The sequence below is a fragment of the Pseudarthrobacter sp. 05T312 genome (assembly GCF_056396685.1).
The window spans coordinates 157391-174388 of sequence record NZ_JBFTLY010000007.1 but is presented as its reverse complement, the minus strand read 5'-3'; the positions used below and the strand labels follow the sequence as shown (position 1 = coordinate 174388).

At 66.8% G+C, this 16998-nt stretch carries 15 protein-coding genes; 9 read left to right on the top strand and 6 right to left on the bottom strand.

Translation table 11 applies throughout. The features are described from left to right. Positions 1–82 precede the first annotated feature (82 nt). Entirely contained in the window at positions 83–946 is an 864-nt protein-coding gene (locus tag AC1DIP_RS12070; protein WP_477733866.1) for an SDR family oxidoreductase, read from the top strand. Positions 947–1028: 82 nt separating this feature from the next. Here AC1DIP_RS12070 and AC1DIP_RS12065 read toward each other — a convergent pair whose 3' ends face one another. After that, positions 1029–2513 carry an amino acid permease gene (locus tag AC1DIP_RS12065; protein WP_477733865.1) on the bottom strand — a complete coding sequence of 495 codons (1485 nt, stop codon included), beginning with the start codon at positions 2511–2513 and terminating at the stop codon, positions 1029–1031. A gap of 227 nt (positions 2514–2740) precedes the next feature. On the opposite strand from AC1DIP_RS12065, the gene AC1DIP_RS12060 reads away from it, so the two are divergent. The 5 genes from AC1DIP_RS12060 to AC1DIP_RS12040 all read left to right on the top strand — a co-directional run bounded on the left by AC1DIP_RS12060 (position 2741) and on the right by AC1DIP_RS12040 (position 9518). After that, complete coding sequence (locus AC1DIP_RS12060; protein WP_477733864.1) at positions 2741–4411, top strand: HNH endonuclease signature motif containing protein; 1671 nt, start codon at positions 2741–2743, stop codon at positions 4409–4411. A 198-nt stretch (positions 4412–4609) separates the two neighbouring features. Beyond that, positions 4610–5572, top strand: coding sequence for an IclR family transcriptional regulator (locus tag AC1DIP_RS12055; protein ID WP_477733863.1), 963 nt, complete (start codon positions 4610–4612; stop codon positions 5570–5572). 151 nt (positions 5573–5723) lie between these two features. After that, positions 5724–7421, top strand: a complete 1698-nt coding sequence (hutU, locus tag AC1DIP_RS12050; RefSeq protein WP_477733862.1) for a urocanate hydratase — start codon at positions 5724–5726, stop codon at positions 7419–7421. A gap of 96 nt (positions 7422–7517) precedes the next feature. Then, a complete protein-coding gene (gene hutH / locus AC1DIP_RS12045) occupies positions 7518–9110 on the top strand; it encodes a histidine ammonia-lyase (protein ID WP_477733861.1) in 1593 nt (530 codons plus the stop codon). Positions 9111–9272: 162 nt separating this feature from the next. Next, positions 9273–9518 carry a hypothetical protein gene (locus tag AC1DIP_RS12040; RefSeq protein ID WP_476208926.1) on the top strand — a complete coding sequence of 82 codons (246 nt, stop codon included), beginning with the start codon at positions 9273–9275 and terminating at the stop codon, positions 9516–9518. Positions 9519–9598: 80 nt separating this feature from the next. On the opposite strand, the gene AC1DIP_RS12035 is transcribed toward AC1DIP_RS12040, so the two are convergent. Beyond that, positions 9599–9856, bottom strand: coding sequence for a hypothetical protein (locus AC1DIP_RS12035; protein ID WP_477733860.1), 258 nt, complete (start codon positions 9854–9856; stop codon positions 9599–9601). A gap of 205 nt (positions 9857–10061) precedes the next feature. On the opposite strand from AC1DIP_RS12035, the gene AC1DIP_RS12030 reads away from it, so the two are divergent. Further along, complete coding sequence (locus AC1DIP_RS12030; protein WP_477733859.1) at positions 10062–10943, top strand: fumarylacetoacetate hydrolase family protein; 882 nt, start codon at positions 10062–10064, stop codon at positions 10941–10943. Here the strand turns inward: AC1DIP_RS12030 and AC1DIP_RS12025 are convergent. Genes AC1DIP_RS12025 through AC1DIP_RS12010 form a run of 4 tightly spaced genes read right to left on the bottom strand, consistent with a single transcriptional unit; the run spans position 10940 to position 14433 of the window. Further along, on the bottom strand, positions 10940–11332 hold the full coding sequence (locus AC1DIP_RS12025; RefSeq protein WP_477733858.1) for a universal stress protein: 393 nt from the start codon (positions 11330–11332) through the stop codon (positions 10940–10942). The two genes, AC1DIP_RS12030 and AC1DIP_RS12025, sit on opposite strands and share 4 nt — an antisense overlap. A gap of 51 nt (positions 11333–11383) precedes the next feature. Then, positions 11384–12922: a tripartite tricarboxylate transporter permease gene (locus AC1DIP_RS12020; protein WP_477733857.1), complete on the bottom strand. Its 1539-nt coding sequence runs from the start codon at positions 12920–12922 to the stop codon at positions 11384–11386. After that, entirely contained in the window at positions 12923–13426 is a 504-nt protein-coding gene (locus tag AC1DIP_RS12015) for a tripartite tricarboxylate transporter TctB family protein (RefSeq protein ID WP_476208934.1), read from the bottom strand. It lies immediately after the preceding gene. After that, positions 13423–14433 carry a Bug family tripartite tricarboxylate transporter substrate binding protein gene (locus AC1DIP_RS12010; RefSeq protein ID WP_477733856.1) on the bottom strand — a complete coding sequence of 337 codons (1011 nt, stop codon included), beginning with the start codon at positions 14431–14433 and terminating at the stop codon, positions 13423–13425. The genes AC1DIP_RS12015 and AC1DIP_RS12010 overlap by 4 nt, the downstream gene beginning before the upstream one ends. Positions 14434–14752: 319 nt before the next feature. On the opposite strand from AC1DIP_RS12010, the gene AC1DIP_RS12005 reads away from it, so the two are divergent. Beyond that, a complete protein-coding gene (locus AC1DIP_RS12005; protein ID WP_477733881.1) occupies positions 14753–16333 on the top strand; it encodes a sensor histidine kinase in 1581 nt (526 codons plus the stop codon). After that, positions 16330–16995, top strand: a complete 666-nt coding sequence (locus AC1DIP_RS12000) for a response regulator (protein ID WP_141158352.1) — start codon at positions 16330–16332, stop codon at positions 16993–16995. The genes AC1DIP_RS12005 and AC1DIP_RS12000 overlap by 4 nt, the downstream gene beginning before the upstream one ends. Positions 16996–16998 lie beyond the last annotated feature (3 nt).

Genomic DNA, 16998 nt, shown 5'->3' with positions numbered 1-16998 from the left:
AGTGCGTACTCCCTTTTGGGAAGTTATCCGCCGACGGGCTGGTTGTTCCCTTCGACAGAGCAGAATCCCGAAAGGAATCATCGTGAGCATCGTTGTTACAGGCGCCACCGGACAGTTGGGCCGCCACGTTCTTGAAGCACTCCTGGAGCGCGGGGTAGCGGCCGGGGATATCGTCGCGGCCGGCAGGTCCGTGGAGAAGCTAGCCGACTTCGCGGAGCGCGGGGTCCGCGTACAGCCGATGGACTATGCCGACGCCGGATCGGTGGCCGCTGCCCTGAAGGGTGCTACCCGGGTGCTCCTGATTTCCGGCAGCGAAGTGGGGCAGCGGGTTGACCAGCACCGCACCGTCATTGAGGCGGCCAAGGCCGAGGGCGTGGAGCTGCTGGCCTATACCAGCATCGCCAACGCGGACACAACGGGCATGAAGCTGGCCGACGAGCACAAGGCCACCGAGGCGCTGCTGCGTGAGTCCGGGGTTCCGTTCGTGCTGCTGCGCAACGGCTGGTATCTGGAAAATTACACGGAGCAGCTGCCCGGAGCCCTCGCGCAGGGCGCTGTTGCAGGAAGCGCCGGTGACGGCAAGGTCAGCGGCGCGGCCCGGGCCGACTATGCCCACGCGGCTGCCGCGGTCCTGGTGGCCGACGGCCAGGCCGGCAAGGTTTACGAACTGGGCGGCGACGAAGCCTTCAGCATGGCGGACCTTGCTGCGGAAATCAGCGCGGCCACCGGCAAGACCATCAGCTACAACGACCTGCCCGCGGGGGATTACGCGGGGCTGCTCGCGTCCGTGGGAGTGCCGGAAGCCTTTGCGGAGATTCTGGCGGACTCCGACCTGGGCATTGCGCGCGGTGATCTCCTGGTCAGCACGGGCGACCTGCAGCGGCTGATCGGCCGCCCGACGACGTCCCTCGGCCAGGCGGTACGGGCCGCCGCTGCTTCCGCATAATCCAGGCGAACGCCACGGTGCCCGGCCCCCATTGGGGGGCCGGGCACCTGTCGCTTGATAACCACTTACGCGGGCTGTGGCGTTATTCGGCGGTCCCGACTGTGCCGACCACCGGCAGCGGCGAGGTCTCGTCCTCAAGGTGGGCCCGTCGTCGTCCGTCACCCTTGATCCACAAGCGGTAGGCCAGGACCAGCAGCCCCAGCCACACGGCGCCCACGTACAGTGCAATCCGGGTGTCCTCGAACGCACCCAGCACGGCGATCACCAGAGCCATGAATGCGATGGTCAGGATAGACGCCGCCGGCCACCACGGCGAGGGGAATTCCGACGCCGGCAGACCCTTCCGCGCGATTTCCCGCTTCATGGCCACATGGGACGCCAGGATCATCACCCACACCCAGACGGTTGCGAAGGTGGCGATGGAGGCAATAACGAGGAACACGTCCTCCGGGATGACGGCGTTCAGGACCACACCGATCAGCAGGATCCCGGCCATCATGACCACGGTCATCCAGGGGACGCCGTGCCGCGAGACCTTCCCGAAGGCGGCGGGAGCGTGGCCCTGGTTGGACAGTCCGAAGAGGATGCGGCCGGCACCGAAGATGTCGCTGTTAATGGCCGACAACGCCGCCGTGATGACCACTGCGTTGAGGATGTGCGGTGCTGCGGGGATGCCCAGGCTGCTGAAGATCTGCACGAAGGGGCTGCCGCTGGTGCCCACCTGGTCCCATGGGAAGAGGCTCATCAGGACGCCCAGGGTGAGGACGTAGAACAGCAGCACGCGCACGGGGACGGTATTGACGGCCTTGGGGATGACCTTTTTGGGGTCTGCTGCCTCGCCGGCCGTGATGCCCAGGGTCTCGATCCCGCCGAAGGCGAACATCACGACGGCGAATGATGCCAGGAGGCCTTCGAAGCCGTTGGGGAACAGCCCGCCGTGCTCAACGAGGTTGCCAAGGCCGGGCGCCACGGTGGAGTCCGCGGCTTGGAAGCCGAACACGATGATGGCGGCACCGCCAGCAATCATGGCGATAATGGCCGCCACCTTGATCAGCGAGAACCAGAACTCCAGTTCGCCGAAGACCTTGACGCTGAGCAGGTTCAGGGCCGCCAGGAAGCAGATGACGGCCAGGATCCAGATCCAGCGGTCCACCTGCGGGAACCAGAAGCCCATATAGATACTGAACGCTGTGACGTCGGCGATGGCCACGATCGCCATCTCGAACACATACGTCCAACCGGTTACGAAGCCGGCCAGGGGCCCAAGGTAGCGGCTTGCGTACTGGCTGAAGGAGCCGGACACCGGATGCCGCACGGCCATCTCGCCCAAAGCGCGCATCACCATGAACACCGCGGCGCCGCCGATGATATAGGCCAGAAGGACGGCCGGCCCTGCTTTCTGGATCGCGGAGGCGGAGCCGTAGAAGAGGCCCGTGCCAATCGCCGAGCCCAGGGCCATGAAGCGGATGTGCCGGACATTCAGGCCCCGGTTGAGGACTTGTCCGACGACGGCTGCCGGCTTTTGCGTTTCCACCGGACTTTGGGTCCGGGTTGGGGTGGGTTGCATAGAGTTACCTTCTCGTCTTTGGGAGGGGAGCCGCTATCCAGCAGACCATTTCCGGCCGCTTCGTGATGAGGCTCACGGAGGCTTGGTGTCTTCGGTTCCAGACTGTGGGCAGTGAGATGCGTTCGACGACGGCACGCGACGGACGCGCTGAGGCACCATGCACCGCAGAGGGCCGGGCGGCCGGCAGACCCGCATTGAATGTCAGTGGGTCGACGGATGATGTTTCCATGGGAATCGGCGGTGGTGTTGGGGTGGTTTTGGAGGGTGTTCGCGCCTCTGTGGCTGCCCTGAATGCGCTCACTCTTGAGGACCAGAACCTTGACGATGCTGCAATGGCCGCCGGGGGTGCCGGTGTAGATGTGTTGCAGCGGCGGTATGAGATCCGGCTGGAGCGGTTGGAGGTTGCGGCGAGGCTGGAGGCGCAGCTCGCCGCGATGAAGGCGCGGGACGCTGCCGACGCCGCCGGGTTCCAGGAGGCGATGACGCCGCCGGACGACTCGGTGCAGGACCGCACCTATGCGCAGATGTCCGTGGTGGAGGAGATCGCGGGTGTCCTGACCATCAGCTCCGCGGCAGCGGGGGCGTTGGTGGAGCAGTCCCGCCGGATTTGTTTCCTGCCGCTGGTATTCGAGGCACTGGCTGCGGGCGCGATGTCGTGGCAGCACGCCCGGATTGTCGCGGACGAAACCGAGAGCCTCGATGGGACTGGTGCGGCGTCTCTGGTGGCACACTTCTTCGACCCCGACGCACCCCATGCTTCACGGGGTGCCGCTCCGGGTGAGCTCATTTCGTCCCGGTTCCGGGCCAAGATGCGGGGCTGGCGGGAACGCCACCATCCGGCATCGATCGAGAAACGCCATGCAAAGGGGGTGGCTGACCGGCGGATGGAATACACCCCTGACAAGGACGGCATGGCCTGGGTCTCGCTCTACCTCCCCGGCGATACTGCGTGTGCGATCTGGAACCGGACCACCGCCACGGCCCGCGGACTGCAGGGGCCCGACGAACCCCGCACCCTCACCCAGCTCCGCCCCGACATCGCCGCCTCCCTGCTGCTGGGGGCTGGCGTGAAGCCCGGAGCCGGGGACACCCCCGCCCACGCCGGGGAAGACGGTCCCGGCCCCGGCGTTCAGGGCAAGCAGGGTGTCACCGGGATCGGGAAGGTCCCTGCGGCGCGGGCCGACGTCCTGGTGATGGTGCCCGTATTCTCCCTGCTCGGCCAGACCGATGAACCCGGCGTACTGGATGGTTTCGGGCCGATCCCGGCGTCCATGGCACGCAAACTTGTCGCCGACGGGGCGGAATCGTTCTACCGGGTCCTCATCGACCCCCGCGACGGGGCACCACTGGAAATCGGCCGCAAAAACTACCGGCTCACCGGGGCCATCAAACACTGGATCCGGCTGCGGGACGCCAAATGCACCTTCCCCGGCTGCACCAACAAAACCCCCGACAACGAAACAGACCACCTACGAGCGTGGGAACACGGCGGCACCACCGGAACCAGCAATCTCGCACAGCTCTGCCCTAAACACCACCGACTCAAACACCACAGCCAATGGACACCCGACCCAGCCACCAAGAATCAACCACCCGGCTGGACCTCACCAACAGGCAGGCACTACAACCCCGAACTCCGGGAAGCAGAACCAACCCACTGGCCCCAACGATGCCCCGCGTTGTTCAGTGGCGCCGCGGAACGGGAAGCGTTAATAGGAGCAACGGAGCTGGCCGACGTGTACGTGCCTGAAGACTTCGGCTTTGTCGGGGAGCCTGGTGTCGGGGAGCCCGGTGTCCCCGACGACCCCGGCCCCGTGGAAGGTCAGCTTCCTGCCGACCCTTTCCCGGAGTGGAACTTGTTTTTGGACTTCGACGAACTGCAGGTGATGGCTCAATAGGCTCCGCGTGGGACACTCAGGCCAACGCGCCGTGCAGGAGACGCGGCCAACGGTGCCGGTTCATGAAGAGGATCAAGGGTGCATTGTCTGGTATTCCAGACAATGCACCCTTGCCAGGAGTCGAAATGGTCAGGGTCGAGGGCGCAAGCTTAAGTACGGGATACCGGACAGAGCTACGCAGAAAGACCCTTTTCGCCCATGAGCACCGCACTAAGCGCCGCATCACGCAACACCAAACCACCCGGCACTGAATCAGGAGCCACCAAAAGGCCCGGCACTGAACCGCTGGGTACCGAACCGCGAGCCACCGAACCGCGAGCCACCGAACCGCGGGCCGCCGAAGCCCGAGCCACCGAAACCCGGACCCCCCGTGCCGCGGCGAGAGCCTCGTCAAAAGTTCCCGCCGCCGAAAACACCTTGCGCATCCTCAAACTGCTGGCGTCCAGGCGCGGACCGATGGCGGCGTCGCAGATTGCCTCCAGCCTGGACCTGCCCCGCTCCAGCGTGTACCACCTGCTGGGGGTGATGGAGGCGAATGGCTTCGTCCTTCACCTCCACGAGGAGCAGCGCTATGGCCTTGGCATCAGCGCCTTCGAACTCAGTTCCGCCTACTCCCGGCAGGAACCGCTGTCTCGGCTGGGCCGGCCCTTGCTCGCGAGCCTGGTGGACGCGATCGGCGAAAGCGCGCACCTTGCCGTGCTCCATGGAAGGGACGTGTTGTACATCGTGGAGGAGCGGGCCAAGAACCGCCCCTCGCTGGTGACCGACGTCGGCGTCCGGCTTCCCAGCCATCTCACGGCCAGCGGGAGGGCCATCCTTGCGGCACTGCCAAAGTCGCAGGTCCGCGCGCTCTACCCGAACGCCGCAGCCTTCAGCGCCCGGCACGAGGTGGAGGGCGCCATCATGAAGTACTCGTCGCTCTCCTCGCACCTGGACCAGGTGCGGCAGCGCGGATACGCCACTGAACACGGCGAGGTCACTCCGGGTTTCGGATCCATCGCCGCCGCCGTCACTGACCACACAGGCTGGCCCACCGCCGCTGTCGCGGTCACCTTCCTGGAAGTCAAGCTGGCCCCGGAGGAATGGCCGGCGCTGGCAGCCCGGGTCCAGAAGGCGGCGGATGAACTTTCGGTCCGGATCCACGGACGCCCCACTAAGTAAAGCCGCGGTCCAGGTCCCGGCCAGCAGGTCCGGGGCGCGTCTGGCATCCCGGACAGTACCCACGCAAAAGCCCTGTGAAGAGGGTTTCCAAGGGGCTTTAGTGGATACAGAACTTCTTTCCTCCAACAGACACCACAAGAAGGAGCCCACCATGGCACCCGCCGATTTCACCACCGGTGCCCGCCCGGTCAAAGCAGCCCGCGGCACCGAGCTCACCGCCAAGTCCTGGCAGACCGAAGCGCCCCTGCGCATGCTGATGAACAACCTGGACCCCGAAGTGGCAGAGCGCCCGGACGACCTCGTGGTCTACGGCGGCACCGGCCGCGCGGTCCGTTCCTGGGCCGCGTTCGACGCCATCACCCGCACCCTGGAAACCATGGAGAAGGACGAGACCCTGCTGGTCCAGTCCGGCAAACCGGTCGGCGTCTTCCGCACCAACGAATGGGCCCCGCGCGTGCTCCTGGCCAACTCCAACCTCGTCGGCGACTGGGCCACCTGGCCCGAATTCCGCCGGCTCGAGGCCGAGGGCCTGATGATGTACGGCCAGATGACCGCCGGGTCCTGGATCTACATCGGCACCCAGGGCATCCTGCAGGGCACCTTCGAGACCTTCGCCGCGATCGCCCGCAAGCTCACCGGCGACGAAAACGGCACCCTCGCCGGCACCCTGACCCTCACGGGCGGCTGCGGCGGCATGGGCGGCGCCCAGCCGCTCGCCGTCACCCTCAACGACGGCGCCTGCCTGATCGTCGACGTCGACGAGACCCGCCTGCGCCGCCGCGCCGGCAAGCGCTACCTGGATGAGGTGGAAACCGACCTCGACGCCGCCATCGCCAAGGTGCTCAAAGCCAAGGAGGAGCGCCGCGGCCGGTCCGTCGGCTACGTCGGCAACGCCGCCGAGGTCTTCCCGGAGATCCTCCGCCGCCACAAGGCGGGCGAACTGACCGTGGACATCGTCACCGACCAGACCTCGGCACACGATCCCCTGTCCTACCTGCCCGAGGGCATCACGGTGGACGAGTGGCACCGCGAGGCTGAGGCGGATCCGGAGGGCTTCACCAAGAAGGCCCAGGCCTCCATGGCGCGGCACGTGCAGGCCATGGTGGAATTCCAGGACGCCGGCGCCGAGGTCTTCGACTACGGCAACTCGATCCGCGATGAGGCACGCAAGGGTGGCTACACCCGCGCCTTCGAGTTCCCCGGTTTCGTTCCCGCGTACATCCGGCCGCTGTTCTGCGAAGGCCTGGGCCCGTTCCGCTGGGTGGCCCTCTCCGGCGATCCCGAAGACATCCGGGTCACGGACGAGGCCATCAAGGAGCTCTTCCCCGAGAACAAGCACCTGCACCGCTGGATCGACGCAGCCCAGGAGCGGGTGGAATTCGAGGGCCTGCCTGCCCGCATCTGCTGGCTTGGGTACGGCGAACGCGCCAAGGCCGGCCTGCTGTTCAACCAGCTCGTCAAGGAAGGCAAGGTCAAGGCCCCCATCGTGATCGGCCGCGACCACCTGGACTCCGGCTCTGTCGCATCGCCCTACCGTGAAACCGAAGCCATGGCAGACGGTTCGGACGCCATCGCCGACTGGCCCATGCTGAACGCCCTCCTCAACACCGCCTCCGGTGCCACCTGGGTGTCCCTGCACCACGGCGGCGGCGTCGGCATCGGCCGCTCCATCCACGCCGGCCAGGTTTCCGTCGCGGACGGTACCGACCTCGCAGCCGAAAAGCTCGAGCGCCTCCTCACCAACGATCCCGGCATGGGCGTCATCCGCCACGCCGACGCCGGCTACGAGCGGGCCCTCGACGTCGCCAAGGAACGCGGCGTTCGCATCCCCATGCAGGAATCCCGCTAACCGAGCCCCAATTCCACATCGATTGCTCCGTAAGTGCCGTTATGACCCCTCAAAAGGGCCCTTACGGAGCAATCGACGAGAAAAAAGTAGGAAACCATGACCCTCACAACCCACGAACCGCTCACTGTCACCCTCGGGTCCGTCGGCGTCACGCCCCAGGATGTGCTCGCCGTCGCGCGGCACGATGCCAAGGTCACCATCGCTCCTGACGCCTTGGAAACCGTGGCCAAGGTCCGCGCCCATATCGACAGCTTGGCCTCCAGTGACACCCCTGCCTACGGCATCTCCACCGGCTTCGGCGCCCTGGCCAACCGCCACATCCCCAACGAGCTGCGAACCCAGCTGCAGAAATCGCTGATCCGCAGCCACGCGGCAGGCATGGGCCCGGCAGTGGAGCGGGAGGTGGTGCGCGGCATCATGTTCCTGCGCGCCAAGACACTCGCGTCCGGCCGTACCGGCGTCCGCCCCGTGGTCCTGCAGACCATGGTGGACGTCCTCAATGCCGGGATCACCCCGGTGGTCCGCGAGTTCGGTTCGCTGGGCTGCTCAGGCGACCTGGCGCCGTTGTCACACTGCGCCCTGGTCCTGATGGGTGAGGGTGAAGCGGCAGGGCCCGACGGCGTCACGTACGGCGGGCGCGGCCAGCGGCCCGTCGCCGAGCTGCTGGCAGAGCACGGCATCGAGCCGGTCACCTTGGCTGAGAAGGAAGGGCTGGCGCTGGTGAACGGCACCGAGGGCATGCTGGGCATGCTCCTCATGGCCATCGCTGACCTCCGGCAGTTGCTGGCGACGGCGGACATCACCGCCGCGCTGAGCGTCGAGGCACTGCTGGGCACCGACCAGGTGTTCCTGCCCGAGCTGCACGCCGCGCTGCGGCCCCACCCCGGCCAGGCGGCCAGTGCGGACAACATGCTGCGCGTGCTCTCGGATTCGCCCATTGTGGCCTCCCACAAAGTGGGCGACTCAAGGGTCCAGGACGCCTACTCCCTCCGCTGCGCCCCGCAGGTGGCCGGCGCCGTCCGCGACACGGTGGACCATGCCGAACTGGTGGCTACCCGGGAACTGGCGGCCGCCATCGACAACCCGGTGGTGCTCCCGGACGGCCGCGTCAGCTCCAACGGCAACTTCCACGGCGCACCCGTGGCGTACGTCCTGGACTACCTGGCCATCGCCGTCGCGGACCTCAGCTCGAGCGCCGAGCGCCGCACCGACCGGATGCTTGATCCGGCCCGTTCGCACGGCCTCCCGGCGTTCCTGGCAGCGGATCCAGGCGTGGACTCAGGCCTGATGATCGCCCAGTACACCCAGGCCGGCCTGGTCTCGGACAACAAGCGGCTGGCCGTTCCGGCATCCGTGGACTCCATTCCGAGCTCCGCCATGCAGGAGGACCACGTATCCATGGGCTGGCACGCGGCGCGGAAGCTGCGCAAAGCCGTGGAGAACCTCCGCCGCGTCCTGGCCATCGAACTGGTGACCTCGGCCCGGGCATTGGACATCCGCACCCAGCTCTCCGGCGGAGTCCTCACTCCCGGACCTGCGGGCACCGCAGTGGTGGCAGCGCTCCGCGGCGTGGTGGAAGGGCCGGGGACGGACCGTTTCCTGTCCCCGGAACTGGAAGCGGCTGACCGGTTGGTCGCCTCAGGTGACGTCCGCGCGGCGGCCGAATCCGCCGTCGGGCCGCTTGCCTGAGGCCGAAGGATCTTCAGGGCCTGCGGCGCCTGCGTCCGCAGTGCGGAATATCCGGCGCCACGGCACGCCGTGGCGCCGGGAGTGTAGTAGAACTGAAGATGTAGTGAAAGTCACATCAAAGAGGCTGTGGCGGCAGAACGATACAAAGGGGTAGAAGTTCAAATGAAAGCACGTGGGGCAGTCCTGTCGAGGCGCAATGCCCATTCCGCCGCGGTTTCCAACTGGAGGGCCCTCCAGGCCGGGGATCGTGTCGAGATCGTCAAGCATGCGCATGTGGTGGCAGCGGGGGAGGTGGAAGAGGTGTCGCAGAGCGGCAACGTCCTCTGGCTGGTGCCGGCGGGCCCGTCAGGTCCGGCGGAAAAGCAGCTTTTCCTGAAGTCCGACGGCGTGCAGGTCCGCCGCGGCTGACGGTCCGGCCAGGCAGTACCCTGGAGCAACAAGAAATCCCCGCACTCCCCATGGGAGGGCGGGGATTTTTGTGGTCTTGGTCAGGCGGCGATGGACTCGTAGGTTTCGCCGAAGGGGACTGATTCGTCCAGGGCCACCATGTAGCGGCCCGGGTGCAGCCTGGTGACCAGGATTCCGCAGGCAGCGTCCTTGGCTGCAACTTCGATCAGTTCTGCCACCGCTTCTTCCAGTCCGGCGTGGACCTGGCTGGCGCTGGAAAACTCCAGGCTGATGGACCGGGGGGCAGGTCCTTCGGCGGTCTGGGCGGTGGGAACGCGCTCCAAGGTGGCTGTAGTCATGTACTGAACTTTCTGTGTTTCGTGCCAGTATGGCTCCAACATTCTACCGACTGATGACGTTATATGTCAGATGACTGCTCTTTGGCCGGCTCCTGAAGCGGTCACAAAGCGTTCCGTTCCGGGCGCCGCGGCCTTATCGAGGACCATGGAAGTGGGTGCCCGGAGGGCCCGGAAAGCCCGTCGATACAGCTGAGGAGAACACGGTATGAAGATCATGCGCCTGGGCGAAAGCGGCCACGAGCAGCCGGCCGTGCTGGTCACCTTCCCGGAGGGCCCCGACCGGTACTTCAGCCTGCTGCCCCTCACCGCCGACGTGGACGGCGCCTTCCTTGCCGACGGCGGCCTGGAAAAGGCCCGGAAGGCGCTCGAGGCAGGGGAGCTGCCGGTCCTGGAAGGCGCTGCGGCGCTGCGGGTTGGTTCCCCGGTGGCCCGGCCCGGCTCAGTGGTTGGCATCGGGATGAACTACGCCGCCCACGCAGCGGAGTCGGGTGCGGAGCCGCCCACCATTCCCGTGGTCTTCCTCAAGCCGAGCAACACCGTTACGGGCCCGTTCGACCCGGCCCCGCTTCCGCCCCGCTCCACGCAATACGACTGGGAGGTGGAACTGGGAATCGTGATCGGCAAGGAGGCAACCTACCTCGGCTCTCCCGATGAGGCTGCCGGCTGCATAGCCGGCTACGTCACTGCCAATGACTTTTCCGAACGCGAGTACCAGCTGCCGGGGGCTGCCGGCCAGTGGACCAAGGGCAAGTCGCTCCCCGGATCCACGCCCCTGGGTCCGTGGCTGGTTCCGGCGGACCAGATCGACGGCGGCAACCTGCGGCTGCGCAGCTGGGTGAACGGTGAGCCGCGGCAGGACTCAACGTCGGCGGAGCTCATTTTCGATGCGCCCACCCTGATCCACCACTGCAGCCAGTACATGCGGCTGGAACCGGGCGACGTGATCCTCACCGGAACCCCGCAGGGGGTGGCCCTGAGCGGCCGTTTCCCCTACCTCCAGCCCGGCGACGTGGTGGAGGTGGAGGTGGCAGGCCTGGGCCGCCAGCGCCAGGAGCTGTTCCGGACGCGGGCGGCCCCTACGGCTTAGCCCGCTTTTACAGCCAGGACCGGGCAGTCCGCTTCCAGCAGGATGCGCTGGGACGTGCTGCCCATGATCAGCTTGCCCACCGGGGTGCGGCGGCGCAGGCCGATCACAATCAGGTCGGCGTTGTGCTCCTCGGCGGCGTCCAGCACTTCAGCTGCCGCGTCGTGGCCGCGGACGGGCCGCTTGACCAGGTACTGGATGCCCTGGTTGGCCAGCCGCTGCTCGATGTCGTGGATGTCCCGTTCCTGGGCGAAGCGGGTGTCCACCGTGGTCTCGCCCTTGGAGGAGTTGATCAGCACCAGGGTGCTGTTGCTCTTCCGGGCTTCGGTGATGGCCTGGGTCAGGGCAGCTTCGCCCTCGGGTGTCGGGACGTATCCCACAACGACCGTCATGGTGTCTCCTTGCTTCTGCTCGATGTGCGTGGATGGCTTTGGTGCGGCTGCTTAGTCACTGTAATCCGCTGCACCCGAGTTGGCCGGGAGCAGCGGCCTGCGCTCCGGACGGTTGCGGCGGTACACCTTGTAGGCAAAGGGCCAGAGCAGGATGAGGCCAATAATGACATAGATGCCGACGGCGATCGGCTCACCCAGGAGCCCTGCCGGGTCGCCGGCGCTCAGCTGGAGGGTCTTGCGGAGCTGCCCCTCGATCCGCGGGCCAAGGATCACGCCCAGGATCAGCGGCAGCACGGGAAGTCCGAAGCGCCGCATCATGAACCCGAGTGCGCCCAGGACCAGCAGGATCACCAGGTCGAACGCCTGCAGGTTCACCGAGTAGGCGCCCAGGGTGGCGAAGAACAGGATGCCCGCGTACAGGTACGGGCGCGGCAGCTGCAGCAGCTTGGCCCACATCGGTGCCAAAGGCAGGTTGATGATCAGCAGCAGGAGGTTGCCGATGAAGAGGCTCGCGATCAGCGCCCACACCAGGGGACCTTCGCTGGTGAAGAGCTGTGGACCCGGCTGGATTCCGTAGCTGGTGAAGGCGGCCAGCATCACGGCTGCGGTGGCATTCGTGGGCAGTCCCAGCGCCAGCATGGGGGTCAGGGTTCCGGCGGCCGCAGCGTTGTTGGCTGCTTCCGGGCCGGCCACGCCTTCGATGGCACCCTTGCCGAATTCTTCGGGGTGCTTGCTGAGGCGCTTTTCGGTCACGTAGGACAGGAACGTGGGGATCTCGGCGCCACCGGCCGGCAGCGCGCCGAACGGGAAACCGAAGGCGGTACCCCGCAGCCACGGCTTCCAGGAACGCTTCCAGTCGGACTTGCCCATCCAGGGCTGGCCCACCGGGATGGCGTGCAGCGGAGTGCGGCGCAGGTGTGCCGCCACCCAGAGGGCCTCGCCCACGGCGAAGATGGCCACGGCCACCACCACGATGTCCAGGCCGTCCGCCAGGAGCGGCTGGCCGAACGTCAGGCGGCGCTGGCCGGTGACGGAATCCATCCCCACCAGGCCGATGGCCAGGCCAAGGCCCAGGGAGGCGAATCCGCGCAGCCGCGACGAGCCGAGCACGGCCGTAACGGCCAGCAGGGCCAGGACCATGATGGCGAAGTAGCTGGGGGCACCCAGGCTGACGGCGAACTTGACGACAATCGGTGCGCAGACGGCCAGCAGGGCCGTGCCGATGGTGCCGGCGACGAACGAGCCGATGGCCGCCGTCGCAAGCGCCTGGGCGGCACGGCCCGCCTTGGCCATCTTGTTGCCTTCGATGGCGGTGACCACCGAGGACGATTCGCCGGGGGTGTTGAGGAGGATCGAGGTTGTGGAGCCGCCGTACATGCCGCCGTAGTAGATGCCGGCGAACATGATGAAGGCGCTGGTGGGTTCCAGGGCGTAGGTGACGGGGAGCAGCAGGGCCACGGTCATGGCCGGGCCCAGGCCCGGGAGGACGCCGACGGCGGTACCCAGGATGACGCCGATGACGGCGTACAGGAAATTCATGGGGGTGAGGGCGGTGGCGAAACCGTCCATCAGGGAGGACCAGACGTCCATTTAGAGGATTCCTTCCAGGAGGCCGGCCGGCAGTGCGATGCCCAGGCCGAGGTAGAAGCCGTAGAAGGTCAGCAGGGACAGGGCCACCGAGATCAACCCGTCCCGGACATAGTGGCGGCTGCCCAGGGCCAGGACGCTGCCCCAGAACAGGACCGTTCCGGAGACCACCCAGCCGGCCCAGTCGATGAGCAGGATGTTCAGGATGAAGGCTCCGGCCAGGGGCAGGACGGTTTTCCAGTCGGCGGGGTGCGCCAGGTCGACGTCCTCGCCGCCCTCAGCCTCACCTTTGCCGCCACGGAGGACGTTGATGGCCAGCAGGACGGCGCAGACCACCAGCATGCCTGCAACGATGAACGGAACCGTTTTGGGCCCGACCGGGTCAGACTTCGAATACGGGGTTACCAGGCCGTTGGCGTCGAGGAAGACGACGACGCCGGCCGCCCCGAGCAGGAGTGCAACCCCCAGCTCGGAGCGGCCTTTCAGACCTGTGGTCAGGGACGTCACGCCAACCCAAGCTTGGTCAGGACGTCCGCCACCCGCTTGTCCTGCTCGGAGAGGAAGGTCTTGAACTGGTCTCCGGTAATGAAGGCATCGGTCCAGCTGTGGGTCTTCAGCGCTTCCTTCCAGCCCGCGGTGCCGTGCATCTTCTCCAGGGCTGCGATCAGTGCCGCCTTGTCCTTGTCACTGATTCCCGGAGGGGCCACCACGCCGCGCCAGTTGGTGAACACCAGGTCGATGTTGGATTCCTTAAGCGTGGGTGCGTCCACGCCGTCAAGGCGCTTCTCGCCACTGGTGGCCAGGACACGGACCTCGCCGGATTCGATCTGCTTCAGGTACTCGCCGGCGCCGGAGGCGGCGAAGCCGAGCTTGTTGCCAAGGATCGCCGGGAGAAGGTCGCCGCCGCCGTCGTAGGAGACGAAGTTGACCTTGGTGGCGTCGATGCCCACGGCACCCGCCAGCTGCATGGGCAGCAGGTGGTCCGGTCCGCCGGGGGAGGAGCCGCCGCCTACAGCAATAGAACCGGGATCGGCCTTCCAGGCCTTCACCAGGTCATCGATGGTCTTGTAGGGCGAATCCTTGCTGACCATGATGGCGCCGGGCTCTTCGATGAGGCGGGCCAGGGGGGTGGTGTCCGTCAGCTTGGACTCGGACTTGTTGGTGTAGCTGGCACCCACAACGCCCAGGCCCATGAGCATTGCAAGGTCGCCGTTGCCCTTCTCGTTGACAATGCGGGCAAGGCCCACGGTGCCGCCGGCACCGGCGAGGTTGAACACCTCGGTATTGGTGGAGATCTTCTCGTCATCGAGGACCTTCGCAGCGGCGCGGGCGGTGGTGTCGTAGCCGCCGCCGGGGGTGTTGGGGACCATGATCTGCAGGCCGGTGATCGGTCCGGCGGCGGCGCCGGAGCTTTCCGGGCCCGTGGAGCTCTTGCTGGTGGCACCGCAGCCGGTGGCCATCAGGGCGATGCAGGCAGCGACGGCGGCAACTCGCAATGCGCGGATCTGGCGCATGTGTTCCTCTTCTCTCAAACTTCTCGCAAAAAATCTGGCCAGCATCGGCTGACTCGTGGTTCCGATGCCTTGTGGTTCCGATGCTAGGGGCGGCCGTGACGCCGATCACTCTTGTGTACGCAGAGAAAGTTGTGTTCATTGCGTTCACGTTTCCGGCATCCCACGGCGGCCCTGCTCCGGGCTTTGGGATATAGTTCCCGGTACACCACCCCAGACCCTGCGCAGATATCCTGCGCGCTACAAGGCCTCCACAAGCGCCGGACCTCCGTTGCCCTGCCCCGCAAATACCAGGAAGACCATTGTGACTCGACGACGAGGAATGTCCCTTGCGGGGCAGTACCTGCTGCTGCAGTTGCTCATTGTCCTGGCCGTGCTGGTGGGCGTGGTGGCCATCTCCCTGGCGCAGTCAGCGGCGGCTTTTGAACGGATTGAGGGCCGGCGCGCCCTGTCCGCAGCCGAAGCCCTGGGCGGCAACCCCGTGGTGCGTGAGCTCCTGCCTGAGACGGAACCGCGCGGCGGGGCAGTCCTGCCCGCGGTGGCGGAGTCCGTCCGGATCGTCTCCGGCTCATCCCGGGTGGCGCTCGCACGCATCGACCGCACAGTGGTGGCGTCCTCGGATCCGAGCCTGCTGGGCTTGCCCTTGGAGCTTGGTGCCAGCAGGGTCATGGAGGGCCGTGCCTGGACGGGCGTGGTGGGCGGGACCCCTGCGCCGTTGCTGTCCGCGCACGTCCCCGTCCTGGATGACACCGGGCGCATGATCGGGATTGCCTCCATCAGCCGGAACTATCCAACGGTGCTCGAACGCCTGGGCGACGCCGTGCCCAACCTCCTCACTTACCTGGGCGTGGCGAGCGTCCTGGGCATCGCCGGGTCCTTTTTGCTGTCGCGCCGGGTCAAGCGGCAAACCCTTGGCATGGAGCCCAGCGAGATCACCAGCCTGGTGGAAAACCGCGAGGCCATGCTGCACGGCCTCAAGGAGGGCGTTGTGGCGCTGGACCTGCATGAGCGGATCACGGTGGCCAACCACAGCGCGCGTGCCCTGCTGGGCCTCCCGCCTGACTGCGTGGGCAAGCGGGTGGCGGCACTCGCCGTCGAACCCGCACTCAAGGAAGTCCTGACCCGCGAGCAGCCCGGGCCCGACCAGTTGGTGCTGGTGGGGGACCGGCTGGTGGTGATGAACCGGGTACCGTTCCAGTCCCGCGGCCGGGTGATCGGCTCGGTGACAACCCTGCGCGACCGGACCGAGCTGTCGGAACTGGAGCATGAGCTCGGCACCACCCGCACCGCCACGGACACCCTCCGGGCCCAGGCGCACGAGTTCGCCAACCAGCTCCACGTCATTTCGGGCCTGATCCAGATCGGCGAGTACGATTCCGTGGTCCAGTTCGTCAACGGTGCCACCGTGGACCGGACCCGGCTCAACGACGAAGTGTCGGCCCGCATCAAGGATCCCGCGCTCGCCGCCCTGCTGATCGCGAAGTCGAGCCTCGCCACCGAACGGGGCGCGGCCCTGCAACTTGACCCGGACTCCGTGCTGGACAGTGTGGATGACGGGCTGTCCCGGGACCTCACCACCGTGGTGGGGAACCTGGTGGACAACGCGTTCGACGCCGTCACCGGGCTTCCGCAGGCAGCGGTCAGGGTGCTGGTGGAGGGCAAAGGGGCGGGAGACGTTGTGGTGACGGTGCGGGACAACGGTCCCGGCGTTCCCGGGGGTGCCACCGACCGGATCTTCCGCCAGGGCTTCACCACCAAGGACCCCGGTCCGGCAGGCAGCCGCGGCTTCGGACTGGCGTTGTCCCGGGCAGTGTGCCGCCGCAGCGGCGGGAACCTGACGGTGGCGAACGATAATGGTGCAGTCTTTACCGCTGTGCTGAAACGAGGGAGTACCCGGCCGTGATCAAGGTTCTGATCGTCGATGACGATTTCATGGTGGCCAAGGTGCACGCCGGCTTTATCCAGCGCACGCCCGGCTTCACCGTGGTGGGGGCCGCCCATACCGGGGCGCAGGCCGTCGCGGAAACCGGGCGGCTCCAGCCGGACCTGGTGCTGCTGGACATCCACCTTCCGGACATCAACGGCCTGGACCTGATGCAACGCCTGCGCGCTGTGGCTCCGGAGCTGGACGTGCTGGTCATCAGTGCCGCGCGCGAGGTGGAGACCGTCCGCAAGGCGCTCCGCGGCGGCATTGTCCATTACCTGATCAAACCCTTTTCGCAGACGGACCTGCAGGAGCGGCTGGAGCACTACCGGAACGCCTACCAGGGCCTCGATGCGTCCAAGGACGTGGCCGAACAGTCCGACGTGAACCGCGTGTTCGGCCTGGACCGCGCCGAACGGCCGTTGCCCAAAGGCTGCAGCATCGAGACGCTGAAGCTGGTGGAGGCAGCGTTGAACGCCGCCACCGGAGACGTGTCGGCGGCGGAAGTGGCCGAGGAACTTGGAACCTCCCGTGTCAGCGCCCGCCGCTACCTTGAGTACCTGCACGATGAAGGAACACTGGACGTGCGGCTCAAGTACGGGGTGGGACGGCCCGAACGGCGGTACGTGCTGAAGGCCTGACGG

Coding starts and splice junctions, on each gene's coding strand:
- AC1DIP_RS12005 (WP_477733881.1), top strand. CDS start 14,753: ATGTCCCTTGCGGGGCAGTACCTGCTGCTGCAGTTGCTCATTGTCCTG.
- hutH (WP_477733861.1), top strand. CDS start 7,518: ATGACCCTCACAACCCACGAACCGCTCACTGTCACCCTCGGGTCCGTC.
- AC1DIP_RS12055 (WP_477733863.1), top strand. CDS start 4,610: ATGAGCACCGCACTAAGCGCCGCATCACGCAACACCAAACCACCCGGC.
- hutU (WP_477733862.1), top strand. CDS start 5,724: ATGGCACCCGCCGATTTCACCACCGGTGCCCGCCCGGTCAAAGCAGCC.
- AC1DIP_RS12065 (WP_477733865.1), bottom strand. CDS start 2,513: ATGCAACCCACCCCAACCCGGACCCAAAGTCCGGTGGAAACGCAAAAG.
- AC1DIP_RS12060 (WP_477733864.1), top strand. CDS start 2,741: ATGGGAATCGGCGGTGGTGTTGGGGTGGTTTTGGAGGGTGTTCGCGCC.
- AC1DIP_RS12040 (WP_476208926.1), top strand. CDS start 9,273: ATGAAAGCACGTGGGGCAGTCCTGTCGAGGCGCAATGCCCATTCCGCC.
- AC1DIP_RS12025 (WP_477733858.1), bottom strand. CDS start 11,332: ATGACGGTCGTTGTGGGATACGTCCCGACACCCGAGGGCGAAGCTGCC.
- AC1DIP_RS12020 (WP_477733857.1), bottom strand. CDS start 12,922: ATGGACGTCTGGTCCTCCCTGATGGACGGTTTCGCCACCGCCCTCACC.
- AC1DIP_RS12010 (WP_477733856.1), bottom strand. CDS start 14,433: ATGCGCCAGATCCGCGCATTGCGAGTTGCCGCCGTCGCTGCCTGCATC.
- AC1DIP_RS12035 (WP_477733860.1), bottom strand. CDS start 9,856: ATGACTACAGCCACCTTGGAGCGCGTTCCCACCGCCCAGACCGCCGAA.
- AC1DIP_RS12030 (WP_477733859.1), top strand. CDS start 10,062: ATGAAGATCATGCGCCTGGGCGAAAGCGGCCACGAGCAGCCGGCCGTG.